We start from the raw sequence: 18,482 nt of genomic DNA on the forward strand, positions 1-18,482 counted from the left end.
ACTCCCAAGCATCGCCCGTTGAGGAATACCGTTAGTTTCGCTAACGTTCTAAGGGTTAGCGCAGCGTCGCGCGATCACACCTCATATTTCTCAGTTGTTTCAAGGAGAAGTGTCATGTCGACTCCCATTCAGGACCAGCGGCTCACACGCCGCGTGGAGGAACTCACCGCCAACGACCCACAGTTCGCCGCCGCCAAGCACGACCCGGCCGTCGCCGAGGCCCTCGAGCAGCCTGGACTGCGTCTTCCGCAGATCATCCAGACCGTGCTCGATGGTTACGCCGACCGCCCGGCCCTTGGCCAGCGCGTCGTGGAGTTCGTCAAAGACCCGAAGACCGGGCGCACCTCAGCAGAGCTGCTCCCCCGATTCGAGACCATCACCTACCGTCAGCTGGGCGAGCGCGTCGGCGCGCTGGCACGCGCGCTGACCGCCGATTCGATGCAAGCGGGCGACCGCGTCGCCGTGCTGGGCTTCAACAGCGTCGACTTCACCACGATCGACGTCGCGCTGGCTCAGATCGGCGCCGTGTCGGTTCCGCTACAGACCAGCGCGGCGCTCACGCAGCTGCAGCCGATCGTGGCCGAAACCGAGCCCGCCGTGATCGCGGCGAGCGTGAACCAGCTGCCCGACGCCGTCGAGCTGATCCTGGCCGGCCACACCCCAGCCAAGCTGGTGGTCTTCGACTACCACCCCGAGGTCGACGATCAGCGCGAGGCAGTCGAAGCCGCCCGTCAGCGGCTGGCGGACACCGCGGTCGTTGTCGAGCCCCTCGCCGAGATCATCGAGCGCGGCAAAGCGCTTCCAGCGCTGCCGGTTTCGGAGCCAGACGGAACCGACAACCCCCTGGCCCTGCTGATCTACACCTCCGGCAGCACCGGCGCCCCCAAGGGCGCAATGTATCTGGCCGGCAATGTCGGCAAGATGTGGCGCCGCTCGGCCCGCAACTGGTTCGGGCCGACTGCGGCGTCGATCACGCTCAACTTCATGCCGATGAGCCACGTCATGGGGCGCGGCATCCTGTATGGCACGCTGGGCAATGGCGGCACGGCCTACTTCGCCGCCAAGAGCGACCTGTCGACCCTGCTGCAGGACCTCGAGCTGGTGCGGCCCACCGAAATGAACTTCGTGCCGCGTATCTGGGAGACCCTCTACGGCGAATACCAGCGCCAGGTCGATCGTCGTGTCGCCGACGCCGGCGCTTCCGCCGACCGTGCGGCCATCGAAACCGAGGTGCTCGACGAGCAGCGCCAGCACCTGCTGGGCGGCCGGTTCATCTTCGCGATGACGGGCTCGGCGCCGACCTCCCCGGAGCTCAAGGCCTGGGTCGAATCCCTGATCGAAATGCACCTGCTCGACGGCTACGGCTCCACCGAGGCCGGGATGGTGCTGTTCGACGGCGAGATCCAGCAGCCGCCGGTCGTCGACTACAAGCTGGCCGACGTCCCGGATCTGGGCTACTTCGCCACCGACCGGCCGCACCCGCGCGGTGAGTTGCTACTCAAGACCGAGAACATGTTCCCCGGCTACTACAAGCGGCCCGAGGTCACTGCCGGCGTGTTCGACGCGCAAGGCTACTACCGGACCGGAGACGTCGTCGCCGAGGTGGCGCCCGGCAAGCTGGTCTACGTCGACCGCCGCAACAACGTGCTCAAGCTGGCGCAGGGCGAGTTCGTCACCGTCGCCAAGCTGGAGGCGGTGTTCGGCAACAGCCCGCTGATCCGGCAGATCTACGTTTACGGCAACAGCGCGCACCCCTACCTGTTGGGCGTCGTGGTGCCGACCGAAGAAGCGTTGGCCGACAATGACATTGATGCACTGAAGCCGTTGATCGCCGATTCCCTGCAGGATGTCGCGAAGGAAGCCGGACTGCAGTCCTACGAGGTGCCGCGCGACTTCCTCATCGAGACAACGCCTTTCACGCTGGAGAACGGTCTGCTGACCGGCATCCGCAAGCTGGCTTGGCCGAAGCTGAAGCAGCACTACGGCGAGCGGCTGGAACAGCTCTACGCCGACCTGGCAGCCAACCAGTCCAACGAGCTGAGCGAACTGCGCCGCAGCGGGGCCCAGGCCCCGGTGCTGCAAACGGTCGGCCGGGCCGCCGGCGCGCTGCTGGGCAGTGCTCTCCCTGTTGAAGCCGACCTGCTCTCCGACGCACACTTCACCGACCTTGGTGGAGACTCGTTGTCGGCGTTGACATTCGGCAACCTACTGCACGAGATCTTCGACATCGACGTGCCGGTGGGTGTGATCGTCAGCCCGGCCAATGACCTGGCCGCCATCGCGGCCTACATCGAAAGTGAGCGCCAGGGCACCAAGCGGCCCACCTTCGCCGCCGTGCACGGTCGCTTCGAACCTGGGCAAGCCGTCGAGGTACACGCCAGTGACCTCACGCTGGACAAGTTCATCGATGCGCCAACGTTGGCGGCGGCACCGGGGCTGCCCTCCGCAGCCACCGAGGTGCGCACGGTCCTGCTGACCGGCGCCACCGGCTTCCTCGGCCGCTACCTGGCCCTGGAGTGGCTGGAGCGCATGGACCTGGTCGACGGCAAGGTGATCGCCCTGGTCCGCGCCAAGGATGACGCGGCCGCGCGGGCCCGGCTGGATGCGACCTTCGGCGTTGGCTCTCCTGAAGGTGACCCCAAGCTGCTGGCCCACTACCAGCAGCTGGCTGCCGACCACCTCGAGGTCATCGTAGGCGACAAGGGCGAGGCCAACCTGGGCCTGGACGAGCAGACCTGGCAGCGGCTGGCCGACACCGTCGATTTGATCGTCGACCCCGCCGCCCTGGTCAACCACGTGCTGCCGTACAGCGAGCTGTTCGGTCCCAATGCCGTGGGCACCGCCGAGCTGATCCGCATCGCGCTGACCGGAAAGAAGAAGCCGTACACCTACGTGTCCACGATCGGGGTGGGCGACCAGATCAAGCCGGGTGCGTTCGTCGAAGACGCCGACATCCGCGAGATCAGCGCCACTCGGCAGATCAACGACAGCTATGCCAACGGTTACGGCAACAGCAAGTGGGCCGGTGAGGTGCTGCTGCGCGAGGCCAACGACCTGTGTGGTCTGCAGGTCGCGGTGTTCCGCTGCGACATGATCCTGGCCGACACCACCTACGCCGGTCAGCTCAACGTGCCGGACATGTTCACCCGGATGATGCTGAGCCTGGTGGCCACCGGCATCGCGCCCGCCTCGTTCTACGAGTGCGACGCCGACGGCAACCGCCAGCGTGCGCACTACGACGGGCTGCCGGTGGAGTTCATCGCCGAAGCGGTCTCGACGCTGGGTGCGCAAAGCGCTGACGGGTTCCGCACCTTCCACGTGATGAACCCATACGACGACGGCATCGGCATGGACGAGTTCGTCGACTGGCTGATCGAGGACGGCTGCGCTATCCGCCGCGTAGACGAGTACGGCGAGTGGCTGCAGCGGTTCGAGACCAGCCTGCGCGGGCTGCCCGAAAAGCAGCGCAACGCATCGCTTTTGCCGCTGCTGCACAATTACCAGAAGCCGGAGCACCCGATCCACGGATCGATGGCACCGACCGATTTGTTCCGTGCGGCAGTCCAGGACGCCAAAGTTGGCGCGGATAAGGACATTCCGCACATCAGCGCGCCGATCATCAACAAGTACATCAGCGACCTGCAGCTGCTCGGCCTGCTTTAACGACATCGCAAAGCCGATCGCCAGCTCGATATACGGGCTGGCGATCGGCTTTAGCGTGCTGCGTTAGCGCTGAGGATGCGGCCAGCGCAGGTATGACGCGCCCTTTGCGGGAGCGGCGTCTGCCCGGTGCTTGCGCCAACCGCCGGTGTTCGGTTCCTCGGGCGACTCGTAGTGGTCTGCCCGCGGGGTGGTCAGGGCGTCCGGCTCCACCTCACGGTGCGGCTCTTCCAGCCCCGACATGTAGCCGGGCTCGCTGGCCACCGGCGTCGCCGACCGCACCCGCGCGAGGGCTTCGATATCGCTGGCCAGTCGCACCGCAAGGCGCGCGAGCGCAATGCCGCTGACGAAGACGATCAGTGCCCCCAGACCGGAGAAGTACGAGATCTCCAGTGCGGCCCGCTTGCGCTCGGTCACCGCAATCGGGTCCCCGGCAGACCCGATTCCCAGCAGTGGAGCGACGTCACCACCGATCACGAACCAGGCGCCGGCCACGACCGCCAGCCAGCCACCCACAATCGCGGTGATCCGATTTCCGGAAAATATCAACAGCAGACCGCCCAGCGCGGTGACGCCGCCTGGCAACACCTCGAGCCAACCCCGAGCGGTGCTCCATGCCCAGTCCTTGTCGGGCGTATAGGCGAAATTGAAATGCGGACCGACGAACGGTATCAATGCTCCCCAAGCACCCAGGATGACCAGGACCAACCCGCATACCGCACCGCGGGAGCGTGGCATCCACAACCTGCCTGGGTGGCCATCTTGTTCGTAGTTCATTACATCCCCCTATAGACGCCGGGCTACTTCAGCACCGCGTGGATACCCTGCGGTTCGCGGTTGTAACCTCTGGCGGCCCCGAGGCCGTGACCAGTGCTGCCGGTGTGTCTGCTGTTACGAGGCGAGGCCGAGGACCAGCAGCACGATGGAGATCAACGGGAATGTGCCCTGCGTCACCGCGGCCCGGGCCTTGTCCGATGCCGACACCACCAGGACGACCGCGGCCGCGGCCATCGATCCGATCCCGGCGAAGACGAGCGCGGCCCCCACCGCACGGTGTCCCATCGCGACCTCAGCGATCCCAACGCCGGCGACAATCGCCAGGAAGAGGTTGTAAAAGCCCTGGTTGAAGGCGAGCAGCTTGGTCGTATCGGCCTCCTCGGCCGACGTACCGAAGGTGGCGCGGGTACGAGGTGAGGTCCAGGTCAACGACTCCATCGTGAAGATGTAGACGTGCAATAACGCCGCGAGCGCGGCGAATACCAGTCCGGCGGTGATCATGGCGCCTCCTATATCTGTTGGTGACGACCTGCTTCGCCCGGCTCCGCCGCGCTCGCGATCGCCACTACTCGAACAACCCCGGTTGGGCCAAGCCGGTGACCCCGGCCGGCGGTGTCATACCCAGATGAGTCCAGGCCTGCGCGGTGGCCACCCGGCCCCGCGGCGTCCTAGCGACCATGCCGGCGCGAACCAGGAACGGCTCACACACCTCCTCGACGGTGGTCGCCTCCTCCCCGACCGCCACCGCGAGCGTCGAAACCCCGACCGGGCCCCCGCCGAAGCTGCGGGTCAGCGCCGACAGCACGGCCCGGTCCAGCCGGTCGAGCCCCAGTTCGTCGACGTCGTAGACCTCCAACGCGGACTTGGCGACGTCGCGGGTGATCACGCCGTCGGCCCGCACCTCGGCGAAGTCCCGCACCCGGCGCAGTAGGCGGTTGGCGATCCGGGGCGTGCCGCGCGAGCGACGGGCGATCTCCGCGCCGGCATCGGTACCCAGCTCGATGCCCAGGATCCCGGCCGACCGAGCCAGCACGCGCTCCAAGTCGGCCGGCTCGTAGAAATCCATGTGCGCGGTAAACCCGAAGCGGTCACGCAGTGGCCCGGTCAACGCACCGGACCGGGTGGTCGCACCGACCAGGGTGAACGGCGCTACCTCCAACGGAATCGATGTTGCCCCAGGGCCTTTGCCCACGACGACGTCGACCCGGAAGTCTTCCATCGCGAGGTAGAGCATCTCCTCGGCCGGACGGGCGATGCGGTGAATCTCGTCGATGAACAGCACATCGTGCTCGACCAGGTTGGACAGCATCGCGGCCAGATCACCCGCGCGCTCCAGCGCCGGCCCCGAGGTCACCCGCAGCGCGGACCCGAGTTCAGCGGCGATGATCATCGCCAGCGACGTCTTACCCAGGCCCGGCGGACCGGACAGCAGGATGTGATCCGGTGTGCCGCCACGGTTTTTGGCGCCCTCGAGAACCAGCTGCAGCTGTTCGCGGACCCGGGCCTGGCCGATGAACTCCCGCAGCGAGCGGGGCCGCAGGCTGACATCGATGTCGCCCTCCCCGACGGTCAGCGCCGGGGACAGGTCGCGATCCGGATAGTCTTCGGAATACTCGTCACTCATTTGGACTTACCCAGCAGTGACAGCGCGGCCCGCAGTGCGCCGGAAGTCGTTGCCTGCTCGCCATTTTCGCGGCCGGCCGCCAGCACCTTGTCGGTGGCCTCCTCGGCCTGCTTGGCCGCGAAGCCCAACCCGACCAGTGCCTCGACCACCGGGCTCCGCACCGCGTGGCCATTGACACCCGGGCCCGCCGGCGCTGTCGCGGGCGCACCGGCCGGATAGATCTTGTCGCGCAACTCCAGCACCATGCGCTCGGCGCCGCGCTTGCCGATGCCGGGCACCCGGGTCAGCGCGACGACGTCGCCGTCGGCCAGCGCTTGGCGCAGCGCCGCGGCGTCGTGCACGGCCAGGGTCGCCATCGCCAGCCGCGGCCCAACGCCCGACACCGACAGCAGCGTCAGGAACAGGTCGCGGTTCTCGCCATCGACAAACCCGTACAGGGTCTGCGAATCCTCGCGGACGATCAGCGCGGTGATCAGGCGGGCCTCGCTCCCCTGCCGCAGCGTCGCCAACGTCGACGGGGTCGCGTTCACCCGGTAGCCGACGCCGGCGGCTTCGATCACTACATGATCGAGTGCCACCTCGAGCACCTCACCGCGCACCGACGCGATCATCGGCCCGCTCCCGCTTTGGCGGCCTTGGCCTTGGCCGCCAACTTGGCTCGATAGGCCTGACGCTGCTGGGCAGCCATCGCCTCGGCCGCCGCCATCCGGGACAGCATCGGCGCTCTCCAGCAATGGCAGATGGCCAGCGCCAGCGCGTCGGCCGCGTCAGCCGGGGTCGGTTTGGCTTGCAGCGCAAGAATTCTGGTGACCATCGCGGTGACCTGAGCCTTGTCGGCGGTGCCGTTGCCGGTGACCGCGGCCTTGACCTCGCTGGGAGTGTGGAAGTGCACGTCGATATCCCGTTTGGCCGCCGCCAGCGCGATCACGCCACCGGCCTGCGCGGTGCCCATCACGGTCGACACATTGTGCTGGGCGAACACCCGTTCAATCGCGATCACGTCCGGATGATGGGTGTCCAGCCAGTGCTCGACGGCGTCGCTGATGGCCAGCAGTCGTTTGGGCAGCGCGGCATCCGACGGGGTACGGACCACATCGACATCCAGCGCGACGATGTTTCGGCCGCGTCCGCCTTCGACCACCGAAAGCCCACATCGGGTCAGTCCGGGGTCGACGCCCATCACGCGCATAGCATGCTCCAACTTCCACTTCTTGAAAATACTGTGGCCCGAACAGCTGTTCGATAGCGTAGCGGTCGGGCGTGACCGCTACGGACAGGACACGCGGCGCCCCGCCGGATTTTGGTCGGGCACTTTAGGGCTCCGGACCGGCAAAAGCTGTTAACTTAAGCCAACGTTCGCTCCGACCGTTGCGGCGACGGGAGGGTTTGCGTGGGAACAGTGCTGGTGGTGCTGGCCGCGGTGCTGTTCATCGCGTCCATCGTGGTGCTTGTCGTGGCCTGGCGGCGCCCCAAGGCCGGGGCTAGGCCGGGCAGGCGGCCCGATCCGCTGTCCTCGGACGCGATGCCGCAGTTCGGACCGCGGCAACTGGGCCCGGGCGCCATCGTCAGCTATGGCGGTGTCGACTACGTGGTCCGCGGATCGGTCACGTATCGCGAGGGACCGTTCGTGTGGTGGGAGCACCTGCTGGAAGGCGGCGACCAGCCGACCTGGTTCGCCGTCGAGGAGGACGACGGGCGCCTCGAGCTGGTCATGTGGGTGACTCGCAAGGACCTCACGTTGCAGCCCGGCGACCAGTATGTGGTCGACGGAACGGCGTTTCACGAGTCGGAGCGCGGTCGGGCCTCGTACACCACCGAAGGCACGACGGGCCTGCCGGCCGGCGGCGAGATGGAGTTCGTCGACTGCGCAAATGCCGACGAATCCGTGTTGCTCTCCTTCGAGCGCTGGGCACCCGGCACGCCCTGGGAGATCTCGACGGGCAAGCCGGTGCTGCCGGGCGAGCTCACCGTCTACCCGGCGCCGCCGGCGTCCGCGTAGGACCGCGCGGTGCCGCTGTATCAACTCGCCGTAGCTCCGGCCGACGTGTCCGGAAGCAGGCTGCGGCTCGCGCTCAACGCGCCCGCGCCGCCGCTGCTGGCCAGCCATTTGCTCCGCCATCCCGACGGCAGCGCGCTGCGGCTCGGGGTGCTCGGCGCCTCACATCTCGTCACGATCGAGCACGCCGACAGCAGGTTCTCCGAGCGGGTGTCCTGCACCGCGGGCAGCGACACCGGCATGCTGCCCGAGCACGCCGAAGCCTCGGGTTACTCGCTGGAATCGCACACCGACACCCACGACGAGGCGGCGTTTCGCCGACTGGCCCGCGACCTGCGCGAGCGGTGCCGAGCCGAAACCGGTTGGCTTGGCGGCACATTCCCCGGCGATGACGCCGCACTGACCGTGTTGGCCGCCGAACCCGACGGCACCGGCTGGCGCTGGCAGACGTGGCACCTGTACCCGGCGGCGTCCGGCGGGACGGTAGTCCACACGGCGAGCCGGTGGCGTCCGTGAGCCGCAAACACCTGTTCTGGCTTGCCGGCGGCCTGGCCGCGGCGTCCGTGGTGTCCTTGATAATCGGAATAATGTTGCTGCAGAAGGATATTGGGTCGTATATCGCGAGTAACTATCGCGAGTACTCCCGCGATGCCAACGGAGCGCGATACCTGTGCAACGGATCACCCGACCAGGTGGCCGACACGATCGCCGACTATCAGGAACCCGAGGCGCGCGCGGACAACGACGACAACGAGTACCTGCGCTATAGCAACAACATCGTGATCGTCGGCCCAGATGGCAACCACCCGTGCAGCATTCGCGTCGAAAGCCTCGACGCCGGATACAGCCACGGCTCGTTCGTCTACTTAGGCCCCGGGTTCGGTCCCGGGTCCCCGTCGAGCGGCGCCGGCGGTTCAGCCGGCGGGCCGGGCGGAACGAAATAACAAAGGAGACAACCATGTACCTCGCCTTCGATATCGGAAACGTGGACCTCGACCCCGTCCTGAAAGGCGTCGTCGCGACGCTGTTGTACTTCGTCGTCGGGATGGCCGTCCTGGTCATCGGGTTCTACATGGTCGATGTGCTGACCCCGGGCAAGCTGCGCCAGCTGGTGTTCGTCGACCGCCGCCCCAACGCGGTCGTGGTCGCCAGCGCAATGTATGTCGCGCTCACCACGGTCATCGTCAGCGCCATCGTCAACAGCTACAGCCAGTTGGCTCAGGGCCTCGTCGGCGTGGGGGTGTACGGGCTCCTGGGCGTGGTCCTGCTGGCCATCGCACTGCTGACACTGCACCTGGTGATCCCGGGCGGCTTCCACGAGCACGTCGACGACCCCGAGCTGCATCCGGGGTCGTTCGCGGTGGCCCTGATGCTGCTGGCCGTAGGAGGAGTGGCGGCCGCCGCGGTGTCATGACGACCACGCAGGAAGCGGTGAAGACCGCGCAACCGTCGACACGCTGGCGAGCCGTGCTGCTCGCCGCCGTCGCGGCGTGCGCGGCGTGCGGCATCATCTACGAACTGGCGCTGCTGACGCTGTCGGCGAGCCTCAACGGCGGCGGCATCGTCGCCACCTCACTGATCGTCGCGGGCTACATCGCGGCGCTGGGCATGGGCGCGCTACTGGTCAAACCGCTGCTGAGGCACGCGGGCATCATCTTCGTCGCCGTCGAGGCACTGCTCGGCATCATCGGCGGGCTGTCCGCGGCGACGCTGTACGCGGTGTTCGCCTTCCTGGACGGCTCGATCGGGTCGACGTGGGTGCTGGCGGTGAGCACCGCGCTGATCGGTGGCCTGGTCGGCGCCGAGGTCCCGTTGCTGATGACGCTGTTGCAGCGCGGCCGCACGTCCGGTGCGACCGACACCGGCCGCACGCTGGCCAACCTCAACGCGGCCGACTACCTCGGGGCGTTGGTCGGCGGATTGGTCTGGCCGTTCGCCCTGCTGCCGCATCTGGGGATGATCCGCGGCGCGGCGGTGACCGGCGTCATCAACCTCGTCGCGGCGGCCATTGTGGCGATGTTCTTGCTTCGGCGCGTCATCTCCACCGCGCAACTGGTGACGGCGCTATGCGCGCTCGCCGCGGCGCTCGGGTTGCTCGTCGTGCTGGTGGTGCATGCGCACGACATCGAAACGACGAGCCGCCAAAGGCTTTACGCCGACCCGATCATCGCCTACCGGCACACCGTCTACCAGGAGATCGTGGTCACTCGCCGCGACAACGACACCCGGCTGTATCTGGACGGCGGTTTGCAGTTCTCCACCCGGGACGAATACCGCTACACCGAGAGCCTGGTCTATCCCGCGCTCGGCAAGGGTGCACACTCGGTCCTGGTACTGGGCGGCGGTGACGGGCTGGCTGCACGAGAACTGTTGCGCCAGAAAGGGATCGATAAGATCGTGCAGGTGGAGCTCGATCCCGCGGTGATCGAGATCGCCCGCACCACCCTGCGCGACGCCAATGCCGGCGCGCTGGACAACCCGCGGGTCTCGGTCGTGATCGACGACGCCATGCGCTGGCTTCGGGCATCGCATCCCGAGCTGCGGCCCGCCGGCGGCTTCGACGCGGTCATCGTCGACCTGCCCGACCCCGATACACCAGTGCTCGGCCGGCTGTATTCAACCGAGTTCTATACCCTTGTGGCACATGCACTTTCCCCCGATGGGCTGGTCGTAGTCCAGGCGGGCAGCCCGTTCTCCACGCCGACCGCGTTCTGGCGCACGGTGTCGAGCATGCACTCCGCGGGGTATGCGGTCACGCCCTATCACGTGCATGTACCGACTTTCGGTGACTGGGGTTTCGCGCTGGCCCGTCCCGGCGACGTCGCACCGATCCCCACCATGCCCACCGACGCGCCGCCGCTGCGCTACCTCAGCCCACAGGTGCTGCAAGCCGCGACGGTGTTCTCCGACGACATCGCGCCGCGTCCACTCGAACCGTCAACGCTGGACAACCCGCGCATCGTCGAGGACATGCGCCACGGGTACGACTAACCGGCTCACTCCTCGTCGAGAGCGGCCAGCACCTCATCCGACAAGTCGACGTTGGTCCAGACGTTCTGCACGTCGTCGCTGTCGTCCAGCGCGTCGACGAGCCTGAACACCTTGCGGGCGGCCTCGACGTCGACCGGCACGCTGACCGACGGCTGAAAACTCGCCTCGGCCGATTCGTAGTCAATTCCGGCCTCCTGCAAGGCGGTACGCACCCCGACCAGATCGGTTGGCTCGGAGACGACTTCGAAGCTGTCACCGAGATCGCTGACATCCTCGGCGCCGGCCTCCAGCACCGCCGCCAGGACGTCGTCCTCGCTCAGGCCGTTCTTCTCCAGCGTCACCACGCCCTTGCGGGTGAACAGGTAGGAGACCGAACCCGGATCGGCCATGGTGCCGCCGTTGCGCGTCATCGCCACCCGCACCTCGCTGGCGGCGCGGTTGCGGTTGTCGGTGAGGCACTCGATCAGCACCGCCACGCCGTTAGGCGCGTAGCCCTCGTACATGATCGTCTGCCAGTCGGCGCCGCCGGCTTCCTCGCCGGCGCCGCGCTTGCGGGCGCGCTCGATGTTGTCGTTGGGCACCGAGGTCTTCTTCGCCTTCTGGATGGCGTCGTACAGTGTCGGATTGCCCCCCGGGTCGCCACCGCCGGTACGGGCGGCGACCTCGATGTTCTTGATGAGCCGGGCAAACTCCTTGCCACGGCGCGCGTCTTTGACGGCCTTCTGGTGCTTCGTGGTGGCCCACTTGGAATGGCCGCTCATCGCCGTCCTACCTCATTCCTCTTGGTTCTTGGCCAGACGATTCTACGTGGACGATTCGGGCCGGTTACCCGGCGACTCCCCATCCGGATCAGGACCCCCAGGCGTCACAGGCGATGCCGGGCGTGACGGTTGTGTGTGCACTGACGGCTTCGAGTGTGCGGTCACGGCGGGAATTCCGGGAAATCACCGCCCACGATGCACACTGAACGTCCTCGACGCGCGCTCGAACGCAACACTCGGGCGTTTCGGCACGCGCGATTTGGGAGAACCTGAGTGGGTGGATCAGAACCTACCGAAAGAGCCCGAGGACGCGACGAAGTCGACGGAGGAGCAGCGCCGGCTGCAGGAACAACTCGACCACCAGGATGACGATCCGGACGCGCCGGGTTTGCACCAGTCCCACCGCGATGTCCCGGATGAGAGCACCCGCTAGTCGCGGCCTTTGACGATGTCGACGAACAGCTGGTGGATGCGCCGGTCCCCGGTCATCTCCGGGTGAAAGGCCGTCGCCAGCTTGGGCCCCTGCCGGACCGCGACGACATGTCCCGCGGCTCTGGCCAGCACCTGCACGCCGTCGCCGACTCGCTCGACCCACGGCGCCCGGATGAACACCGCCCGCACCGGGCCGTCCAGGCCCTCGAACTCGACGTCGCCTTCGAACGAATCGACCTGGCGTCCAAAAGCGTTGCGCCGCACCGTCATATCGATCGCGCGTAGCGGCAGCGCCTGGCGTCCGTTGGCGCCCGCATCGAGGATCTCACTGGCCAGCATGATCATGCCGGCGCAGGCGCCGTAGGCCGGAAGCCCGTCGGCCAGCCGCGCCTGTAGCGGCGCGAGCAGGTCGAGGTCTGCCAGCAGGTGGCTCATCGTGGTCGACTCCCCACCCGGAATGACCAGGCCGTCGATCGCCTCGAGCTCGCTGCGGCGGCGCACCGGCATCGACTCGGCTCCGGCATCGCGCAGCGCCGCCAGGTGCTCGCGGGTGTCGCCTTGCAGCGCCAGCACGCCGATCCGCGGGCGGCTCACGGCTGGTATCCGCGCTTGAAGCGGGTCAGCCCCTCCTGCATGACCGCCGCGACCATCTCGCCGGACTGGGTGAAGATCTTTCCTTGGCACAGCGAGCGACCGCCGCTGGCCGACGGCGAGGACTGGTCGTAGAGCAGCCACTCGTCGGCCCGGAACGCCCGCATGAACCACATCGCGTGGTCCAGCGAGGACACCTGTAGATGCTGACGCACGTCGAGGTGGGTGACCTGCGCCGACCCCAGCAAGGTGAGATCGCTCATGTAGGCCAGCGCGCAGATGTGCAGCACCGGGTCGTCCGGCAGCGGATCCCGATGGCGGAACCACACCTGTTGCTGAGAGGCCTTGCCGGGCAACAGCTTTAGGCGCTCACGCGGCACGATGCAGACGTCCCACTCCTCGAACTGCTTGAACCCGGCATCGTCGAACACCTTGATCGAGTCCAGCCCGGGTAGCCCGTCGGGTGGCGGCGCGGCCGGCATCGCGTCCTGATGGTGGATGCCTTCCTGATCGGTCTGGAAGGACGCCCCCATGCTGAAGATGATTTCCCCGTGCTGGATGGCGTTGACCCGTCGGGTGGCAAACGAACCGCCGTCGCGGGTGCGCTCGACGATGAAAACCGTGCGCGCTAAAGCATCCCCGGGTCGCAGGAAGTACCCATGCAGCGAGTGCACCTGATAGCGCGGGTCGACGGTGCGTACCGCCGACACCAGGGACTGGCCGGCGACATGGCCCCCGAAGGTGCGCTGCAGAAATCCCGATTCCGGACTGAAGACGCTGCCGCGGTAGATGTTGACCTCGAGTTGCTCGAGATCAAGGATCTCTTCGATCGCCACGAGTGATTATTACCAGCCGCGCTCGGCCAGCCGATGCGGCTCCGCGAGCTGTTCGACGTTGATGCCCACCATCGCCTCGCCCAGGCCACGGGAAACCTTGGCCAGCACATCCGGATCGTCGTAGAACGTGGTGGCCTTGACGATCGCGGCGGCGCGCTGGGCGGGATCGCCGGACTTGAAAATCCCCGAGCCCACGAACACACCCTCGGCACCGAGCTGCATCATCATCGCCGCATCCGCGGGTGTCGCGATCCCGCCGGCGGTGAACAGCGTGACCGGCAGCTTGCCCGCCCGGGCCACCTCCACGACGAGGTCGTAGGGCGCTTGCAATTCCTTTGCCGCAACGAACAATTCGTCTTGCGCCAACGACGTCAGGCGACGGATCTCACCGCCGATGGCCCGCATGTGTGTGGTCGCGTTGGACACGTCACCCGTGCCGGCTTCGCCCTTGGAGCGGATCATGGCCGCGCCCTCGCTGATGCGCCGCAGCGCCTCGCCGAGATTGGTCGCCCCGCACACGAACGGCACGGTGAACTTCCACTTGTCGATGTGGTGGGTGTAGTCGGCGGGGGTGAGCACCTCGGATTCGTCGACGTAATCCACACCGAGGCTTTGCAGAATCTGCGCCTCGACGAAGTGCCCGATGCGCGCCTTGGCCATCACCGGGATCGTGACCGCGGAGATGATGCCCTCGATCATGTCGGGGTCGCTCATCCGCGACACCCCGCCCTGAGCACGGATGTCGGCGGGCACTCGCTCCAGCGCCATCACCGCGACGGCGCCGGCGCCCTCCGCGATCCGGGCCTGCTCGGGGGTGACCACGTCCATGATGACGCCGCCCTTGAGCATCTCGGCCATGCCGCGCTTGACGCGCGCCGTTCCGGTCTGGTTGGCCTGGCCCGACTGTGCGCCGCTGTCCACTAGCCCCTTCTCTCCTTGAACCATCGCGCTTCCACTCTAGTGGGGCGGACAAACGGGTTTCCCGACCGATTCGGGGGGCGGTTCGACGTCTGTCCAATACGGGGGTGCGACGACCGTCGCATTGTGCTTAATATTGCGTCAGCTGTTTGCGCAGACCGTTGCTTCAGGTGCGAATCCTTGGGTGGCAACCCTGGTCACACCCGCCGTGGCGGTGGCCGAGAAGAGGTTCCGGATGTTGCCGGATTTCGCGCTATTGCCACCGGAGATCAATTCCGCGCGCATGTACGCCGGACCGCGCTCGGGGACGATGTGGGCAGCGGCGGCGGCCTGGGACGGGTTGGCCGCCCAGTTGGCATCGGCGGCAAGTGCCTTCCAGTCGACGGTGTCGACGCTGACCGGCGGGGCATGGCAGGGTCCGGCGTCGATGACGATGGCGACGGCGGCCGCCCCGTATGTGCAGTGGTTGACCGCGACATCGGCGAAGGCAGAGCTGGTGGCCAACCAGGCCCGGTTGTCGGCGGGTGCGTTCGAGGCGGCGTTCACCGCGACGGTGCCCCCCGAGGTCGTTGCGGCCAACCGGGCACTGCTGATGACGCTGATCGCGACCAACATCCTGGGTCAAAACACCGCGGCGATCGCGGCGACCGAGGCCCAGTACACCGAGATGTGGGCCCAGGACGTGGCGGCGATGACGGGCTACGACGCCAGCACCACCGCGGTCGAGGCCGCATCGACACCATTCAGCGACCCGCCGCTGACCCTGACCAGCCTGCCCGCCCCGACGTTCACCTCGATCTTCCAGCAGCTGTTCAACTCGCTGACCCAGTCGCTGACCCGGGAGCTGATGAACCCGATGTCGCAGCTGCAGATGCTCTCGACGCCCGCCCAATTCGCGATGGAGCCCATGAACATGGTGATGGGCCAGCTGATGTCCGGTGCCAATCCGTTGCTGAGCGGCGCCGGCAGCCTCCCTGCGATCAATCCGCTGCTGGCATCGGCGGTTAGCCCGGGCATCGGTGGCGCGAGCACGGCGCAACTCGCCGGCAGCGTGGTCACCGCGGGTGTGGGCCGGGCCGGGTCGATCGGGGCGCTGTCGGTCCCGGCAACCTGGGCAGGTTCGGCCCCGGCGGCTGTCCCAGCCCCGGCAATTGCCGGGGCGCTCAGTGCCGGGGTGAGCCCAGTCTCGGCGGGGGTGGCCACAACGCCGTACCTGCCCTCGATGAACATGCCCGGGCGATTGATCGGTGCCCTCACCCCGGCCGTCACCGCAGCCCGCCAAGGTGTGATACCCCGCCCGGTGCCGGACTAGCCAGGCGGAACGCAGATGACGTTCGTGATCACCAACCCCGACGCGATGGTGACGGCCGCCGACGAGTTGCAAGGGATCGGTTCGGCTTTAGAGGCGACGAACGCGGCCGCGGCGGCCCCGACGACGGGAGTGCTAGCGCCGGCCACGGATTCGGTATCGGCGCGAGCGGCGGCCCTGCTGGACGCGCAGGCCCAGCAGTATCAGGCGCTCAGCGCGCAAGCGGAACTGTTTCACAACCAGTTCGTGCAGACGCTGATCACCGCGAAGAACGCGTATGCCGAAACCGAGACCACCAACGCCGCCGCCATGCAGTCCTCGACGTCCAACAACATCGCGCTGATCATGGGCGGCACCGGGGACCCGTCGCCGGACCTCAAGTACCTGACGTCGATCGAGCAGGCGTATCTCGCCCAGAACTATTCCGGGTACACCCTGGTGAGTCTGCAAACGCCGGAACAGTTTTGGCCGGTGACCGGCGTCAACAGTGAATTCTTCGGCAACTCGGTTTACCAGGGCTTCGCGACGCTGAACAGCGCGATCCTGACGCAAACGGCCGCCGGCAATCACGTTCTCGTCGTGGGATATTCGCAAAGCGCCACCATCGCCAGCCTGGAAATGCGCTATCTGCAAGCCCTGCCGGCGGCCCTACGGCCGAGTCAGGACCTGCTGAACTTCATGTTGCTCGCCGATCCGAACAATCCGATGGGCGGCATCCTGACGCACTTCATCCCGGGCTTCGGTACGTTCCACTTCGCAACACCGCTCGTGACGCAGTACGCGACTTCCATTTTCACGCTGCAATACGACGCCATCGCCGACTTCCCGGTGCACCCGTTGTGGCTTCCGTCGGACCTCAACGCCCTTTTCGGCTTCCTTGATCTGCACTCCACGGTTCCCTACCTTCCCGCCGCACAAGTAGCCGCCGCGATCCAACAGCAAATAGGCAACGTGACCTTCCATTTCATGTCCACCGCGCAATTGCCGCTGCTGGATCCGCTGCGGATGCTGCCCATCCTGGGGAACCCGTTGGCCGACTTGCTCCAACCGTTCCTCAAGCCGATCGTCGACCTGGGCTATGCGCCCGGGCTGCTTCCCGGCCTCAACCCGCTCAGCGTTGCGGGTTACGTCGGCCAGGGCGCCACGGCCGGAATCACGTCTCCGCTGATCGCCGGATTGCCTCCGCTGGTCTCCAACGGCGTCGCGAGCGGGTTCTAGCTCAACGGATGGACTGCAGCTGGGGCAGTCGGCCGGGTGCATCGCTGTCGGCCATCGCGATCGCGTCGGCAAGCAGTTCGGACAGCTGACGCGGGTATACGGTCTGGCCCGCGGCCACCAGTTCGGCGATGGCGTTGGCGTCGCACCAGCGGTGGCAGTGGATGTAGCGGCGTTCCAGTTCGGTCCGGCCGGTGCAGGACGGCTCGAAGCGTTGCGTGCGGCGCACGAAGAAGAACTCCTCGCTGTCGATCAGCGCGCCGTTGAACTCGAACACCTCGTCGCGCCGCCAGATCGGTCCGACCATGTCGGCCGACGCGACCTGTAAACCGGTCTCCTCGGCTAACTCTCGCGCGGCGGCCTCGGCCAACCGTTCGCCCGGGCGCACCTCACCGCCCACGGTGAACCACCACCGAGGCGCGTCGGCGACCGCCGGGTCCGAGCCGCACAGCAACAGCACCGCGCCGCTGTCGTCGACCAACACCACCCGCGCCGAGGTGCGGTGTTTGGGCACCCCGTGGCCGGTGTAGGCCAGCGCGTGCGGCCGCTCGACGATCTCGAAATAGGTTGGCAGCGACGCTGTTCCACCGAGGCGAAGGGCACGCACCGGGCGCCGCTCGGCCAGCGCGAGGGTGTCGCGGACCGCATCGTTGTGAAATCGGCGGGCCAGCATCAGCCGGGCCTCGGCGTCGGCCAACTCGGCGATGAGGCCGGCCGGCAGCGCCGCCGAGTCGACCATCGCCAGCGCGGCCGACAACTCGTTTTCGGCGTTCTCCCGCGCCGAGCGGGGCGCCCGCTCGGCGGCATCGGCCAACGCAGAAAGTCGTCGGCCCTCGGCGGAGCGGCCGTAGGCGTCGATCGCGACCGCGCGTGCGACCACCGCGCGCCGCGCCAGCGCGCCGTCGAGAGCCTGCCAGGACAGGTCGTAACGGACGTTGAGCCGGTCCAGCCGATGGGCCGTCCGGATCGCCCAAATACCGGTCAGCGCAAGCACAATGAGCAGCACTATGAGGACCGCAAGCAGCCAGGTCATCAGCTGGCCACCTGAATCTTGGCGCCCGAGCCGGCGACCGTCTCGTATACCCGCATGATCTGACTGGCCACCACCGACCAGTCGTAGCGCGCAACGGCTTCGGACGCGACAGCCACGTACCGTTCGCGCAGTACGTCGTTTTCCAGCATCTCGATCAGCCCATCGGCCAGTCCGGCGGCATCGCCGACCGGCACCAGGCGCCCGGCCTCTCCGTCGCACAGCACGCGACGGAAGGCGTCCAGGTCGCTGGCCACCACCGGCGTGCCGGCGGCCATTGCCTCGACCAGGACGATGCCGAAACTCTCGCCGCCGATGTTGGGCGCGCAGTAGACGTCGGCA

Annotated in this window: 20 protein-coding genes; 9 read left to right on the top strand and 11 right to left on the bottom strand. The window is 67.3% G+C overall.

Features of this window, described 5'->3' with window-relative positions:
• Window positions 1-114: 114 nt before the first annotated feature.
• On the top strand, window positions 115-3,663 hold the full coding sequence (car, locus tag ACZY0B_RS05925; RefSeq protein WP_463763094.1) for a carboxylic acid reductase: 3,549 nt from the start codon (window positions 115-117) through the stop codon (window positions 3,661-3,663).
• A 63-nt stretch (window positions 3,664-3,726) separates the two neighbouring features.
• On the opposite strand, the gene ACZY0B_RS05930 is transcribed toward car, so the two are convergent.
• From ACZY0B_RS05930 to ruvC, 5 genes are all read right to left on the bottom strand, one after another.
• Window positions 3,727-4,437 carry a hypothetical protein gene (locus tag ACZY0B_RS05930; protein ID WP_463763095.1) on the bottom strand — a complete coding sequence of 237 codons (711 nt, stop codon included), beginning with the start codon at window positions 4,435-4,437 and terminating at the stop codon, window positions 3,727-3,729.
• A gap of 114 nt (window positions 4,438-4,551) precedes the next feature.
• The gene (locus ACZY0B_RS05935) at window positions 4,552-4,938 is read right to left on the bottom strand and encodes a DUF1304 domain-containing protein (RefSeq protein WP_463763096.1); all 387 of its coding nucleotides are present in this window, start codon (window positions 4,936-4,938) and stop codon (window positions 4,552-4,554) included.
• Window positions 4,939-5,002: 64 nt separating this feature from the next.
• On the bottom strand, window positions 5,003-6,061 hold the full coding sequence (gene ruvB / locus ACZY0B_RS05940; RefSeq protein ID WP_463763097.1) for a Holliday junction branch migration DNA helicase RuvB: 1,059 nt from the start codon (window positions 6,059-6,061) through the stop codon (window positions 5,003-5,005).
• Entirely contained in the window at window positions 6,058-6,672 is a 615-nt protein-coding gene (gene ruvA, locus ACZY0B_RS05945) for a Holliday junction branch migration protein RuvA (RefSeq protein ID WP_463763098.1), read from the bottom strand. The genes ruvB and ruvA overlap by 4 nt, the downstream gene beginning before the upstream one ends.
• Entirely contained in the window at window positions 6,669-7,250 is a 582-nt protein-coding gene (ruvC, locus tag ACZY0B_RS05950; RefSeq protein ID WP_463763099.1) for a crossover junction endodeoxyribonuclease RuvC, read from the bottom strand. The genes ruvA and ruvC overlap by 4 nt, the downstream gene beginning before the upstream one ends.
• A 201-nt stretch (window positions 7,251-7,451) precedes the next feature.
• On the opposite strand from ruvC, the gene ACZY0B_RS05955 reads away from it, so the two are divergent.
• The 5 genes from ACZY0B_RS05955 to ACZY0B_RS05975 are packed head-to-tail and all read left to right on the top strand — an operon-like array spanning window position 7,452 to window position 11,048.
• Entirely contained in the window at window positions 7,452-8,060 is a 609-nt protein-coding gene (locus ACZY0B_RS05955) for a DUF4178 domain-containing protein (RefSeq protein ID WP_463763100.1), read from the top strand.
• A 9-nt stretch (window positions 8,061-8,069) separates the two neighbouring features.
• On the top strand, window positions 8,070-8,573 hold the full coding sequence (locus tag ACZY0B_RS05960; protein ID WP_463763101.1) for a DUF2617 family protein: 504 nt from the start codon (window positions 8,070-8,072) through the stop codon (window positions 8,571-8,573).
• Complete coding sequence (locus tag ACZY0B_RS05965) at window positions 8,570-9,001, top strand: DUF4247 domain-containing protein (protein WP_463763102.1); 432 nt, start codon at window positions 8,570-8,572, stop codon at window positions 8,999-9,001. Before ACZY0B_RS05960 ends, ACZY0B_RS05965 begins: the two co-directional genes overlap by 4 nt.
• Window positions 9,002-9,015: 14 nt before the next feature.
• Window positions 9,016-9,471 carry a DUF350 domain-containing protein gene (locus ACZY0B_RS05970; RefSeq protein ID WP_463763103.1) on the top strand — a complete coding sequence of 152 codons (456 nt, stop codon included), beginning with the start codon at window positions 9,016-9,018 and terminating at the stop codon, window positions 9,469-9,471.
• Complete coding sequence (locus ACZY0B_RS05975) at window positions 9,468-11,048, top strand: polyamine aminopropyltransferase (protein WP_463763104.1); 1,581 nt, start codon at window positions 9,468-9,470, stop codon at window positions 11,046-11,048. Before ACZY0B_RS05970 ends, ACZY0B_RS05975 begins: the two co-directional genes overlap by 4 nt.
• A 5-nt stretch (window positions 11,049-11,053) precedes the next feature.
• Here ACZY0B_RS05975 and ACZY0B_RS05980 read toward each other — a convergent pair whose 3' ends face one another.
• On the bottom strand, window positions 11,054-11,809 hold the full coding sequence (locus tag ACZY0B_RS05980; protein WP_463763105.1) for a YebC/PmpR family DNA-binding transcriptional regulator: 756 nt from the start codon (window positions 11,807-11,809) through the stop codon (window positions 11,054-11,056).
• 277 nt (window positions 11,810-12,086) lie between these two features.
• On the opposite strand from ACZY0B_RS05980, the gene ACZY0B_RS05985 reads away from it, so the two are divergent.
• Window positions 12,087-12,242: a hypothetical protein gene (locus ACZY0B_RS05985; RefSeq protein ID WP_463763106.1), complete on the top strand. Its 156-nt coding sequence runs from the start codon at window positions 12,087-12,089 to the stop codon at window positions 12,240-12,242.
• Here ACZY0B_RS05985 and pdxT read toward each other — a convergent pair.
• Genes pdxT through pdxS form a run of 3 tightly spaced genes read right to left on the bottom strand, consistent with a single transcriptional unit; the run spans window position 12,239 to window position 14,589 of the window.
• Entirely contained in the window at window positions 12,239-12,835 is a 597-nt protein-coding gene (pdxT, locus tag ACZY0B_RS05990; RefSeq protein WP_463763107.1) for a pyridoxal 5'-phosphate synthase glutaminase subunit PdxT, read from the bottom strand. The two genes, ACZY0B_RS05985 and pdxT, sit on opposite strands and share 4 nt — an antisense overlap.
• Window positions 12,832-13,668, bottom strand: coding sequence for an acyl-CoA thioesterase II (gene tesB, locus ACZY0B_RS05995; protein ID WP_463763108.1), 837 nt, complete (start codon window positions 13,666-13,668; stop codon window positions 12,832-12,834). Before tesB ends, pdxT begins: the two co-directional genes overlap by 4 nt.
• Window positions 13,669-13,677: 9 nt before the next feature.
• Window positions 13,678-14,589, bottom strand: a complete 912-nt coding sequence (pdxS, locus tag ACZY0B_RS06000) for a pyridoxal 5'-phosphate synthase lyase subunit PdxS (RefSeq protein WP_463763109.1) — start codon at window positions 14,587-14,589, stop codon at window positions 13,678-13,680.
• Window positions 14,590-14,770: 181 nt separating this feature from the next.
• On the opposite strand from pdxS, the gene ACZY0B_RS06005 reads away from it, so the two are divergent.
• Together ACZY0B_RS06005 and ACZY0B_RS06010 are read left to right on the top strand one after the other, a co-directional pair.
• Window positions 14,771-15,898, top strand: a complete 1,128-nt coding sequence (locus ACZY0B_RS06005; RefSeq protein ID WP_463763110.1) for a PPE family protein — start codon at window positions 14,771-14,773, stop codon at window positions 15,896-15,898.
• A gap of 15 nt (window positions 15,899-15,913) precedes the next feature.
• Window positions 15,914-17,113: a PE-PPE domain-containing protein gene (locus tag ACZY0B_RS06010; RefSeq protein ID WP_463763111.1), complete on the top strand. Its 1,200-nt coding sequence runs from the start codon at window positions 15,914-15,916 to the stop codon at window positions 17,111-17,113.
• 1 nt (window position 17,114) lies between these two features.
• Here the strand turns inward: ACZY0B_RS06010 and ACZY0B_RS06015 are convergent, their stop codons facing one another.
• Window positions 17,115-18,143 carry an NUDIX hydrolase gene (locus tag ACZY0B_RS06015; RefSeq protein ID WP_463763112.1) on the bottom strand — a complete coding sequence of 343 codons (1,029 nt, stop codon included), beginning with the start codon at window positions 18,141-18,143 and terminating at the stop codon, window positions 17,115-17,117.
• Window positions 18,143-18,482, bottom strand: a 340-nt coding sequence (locus tag ACZY0B_RS06020; RefSeq protein ID WP_463763113.1) for a glycosyltransferase family 4 protein, incomplete at its 5' end; no start/stop codon positions are given. The genes ACZY0B_RS06015 and ACZY0B_RS06020, both read right to left, overlap by 1 nt.

It is taken from the genome of Mycobacterium sp. IDUB_19, assembly GCF_055419445.1.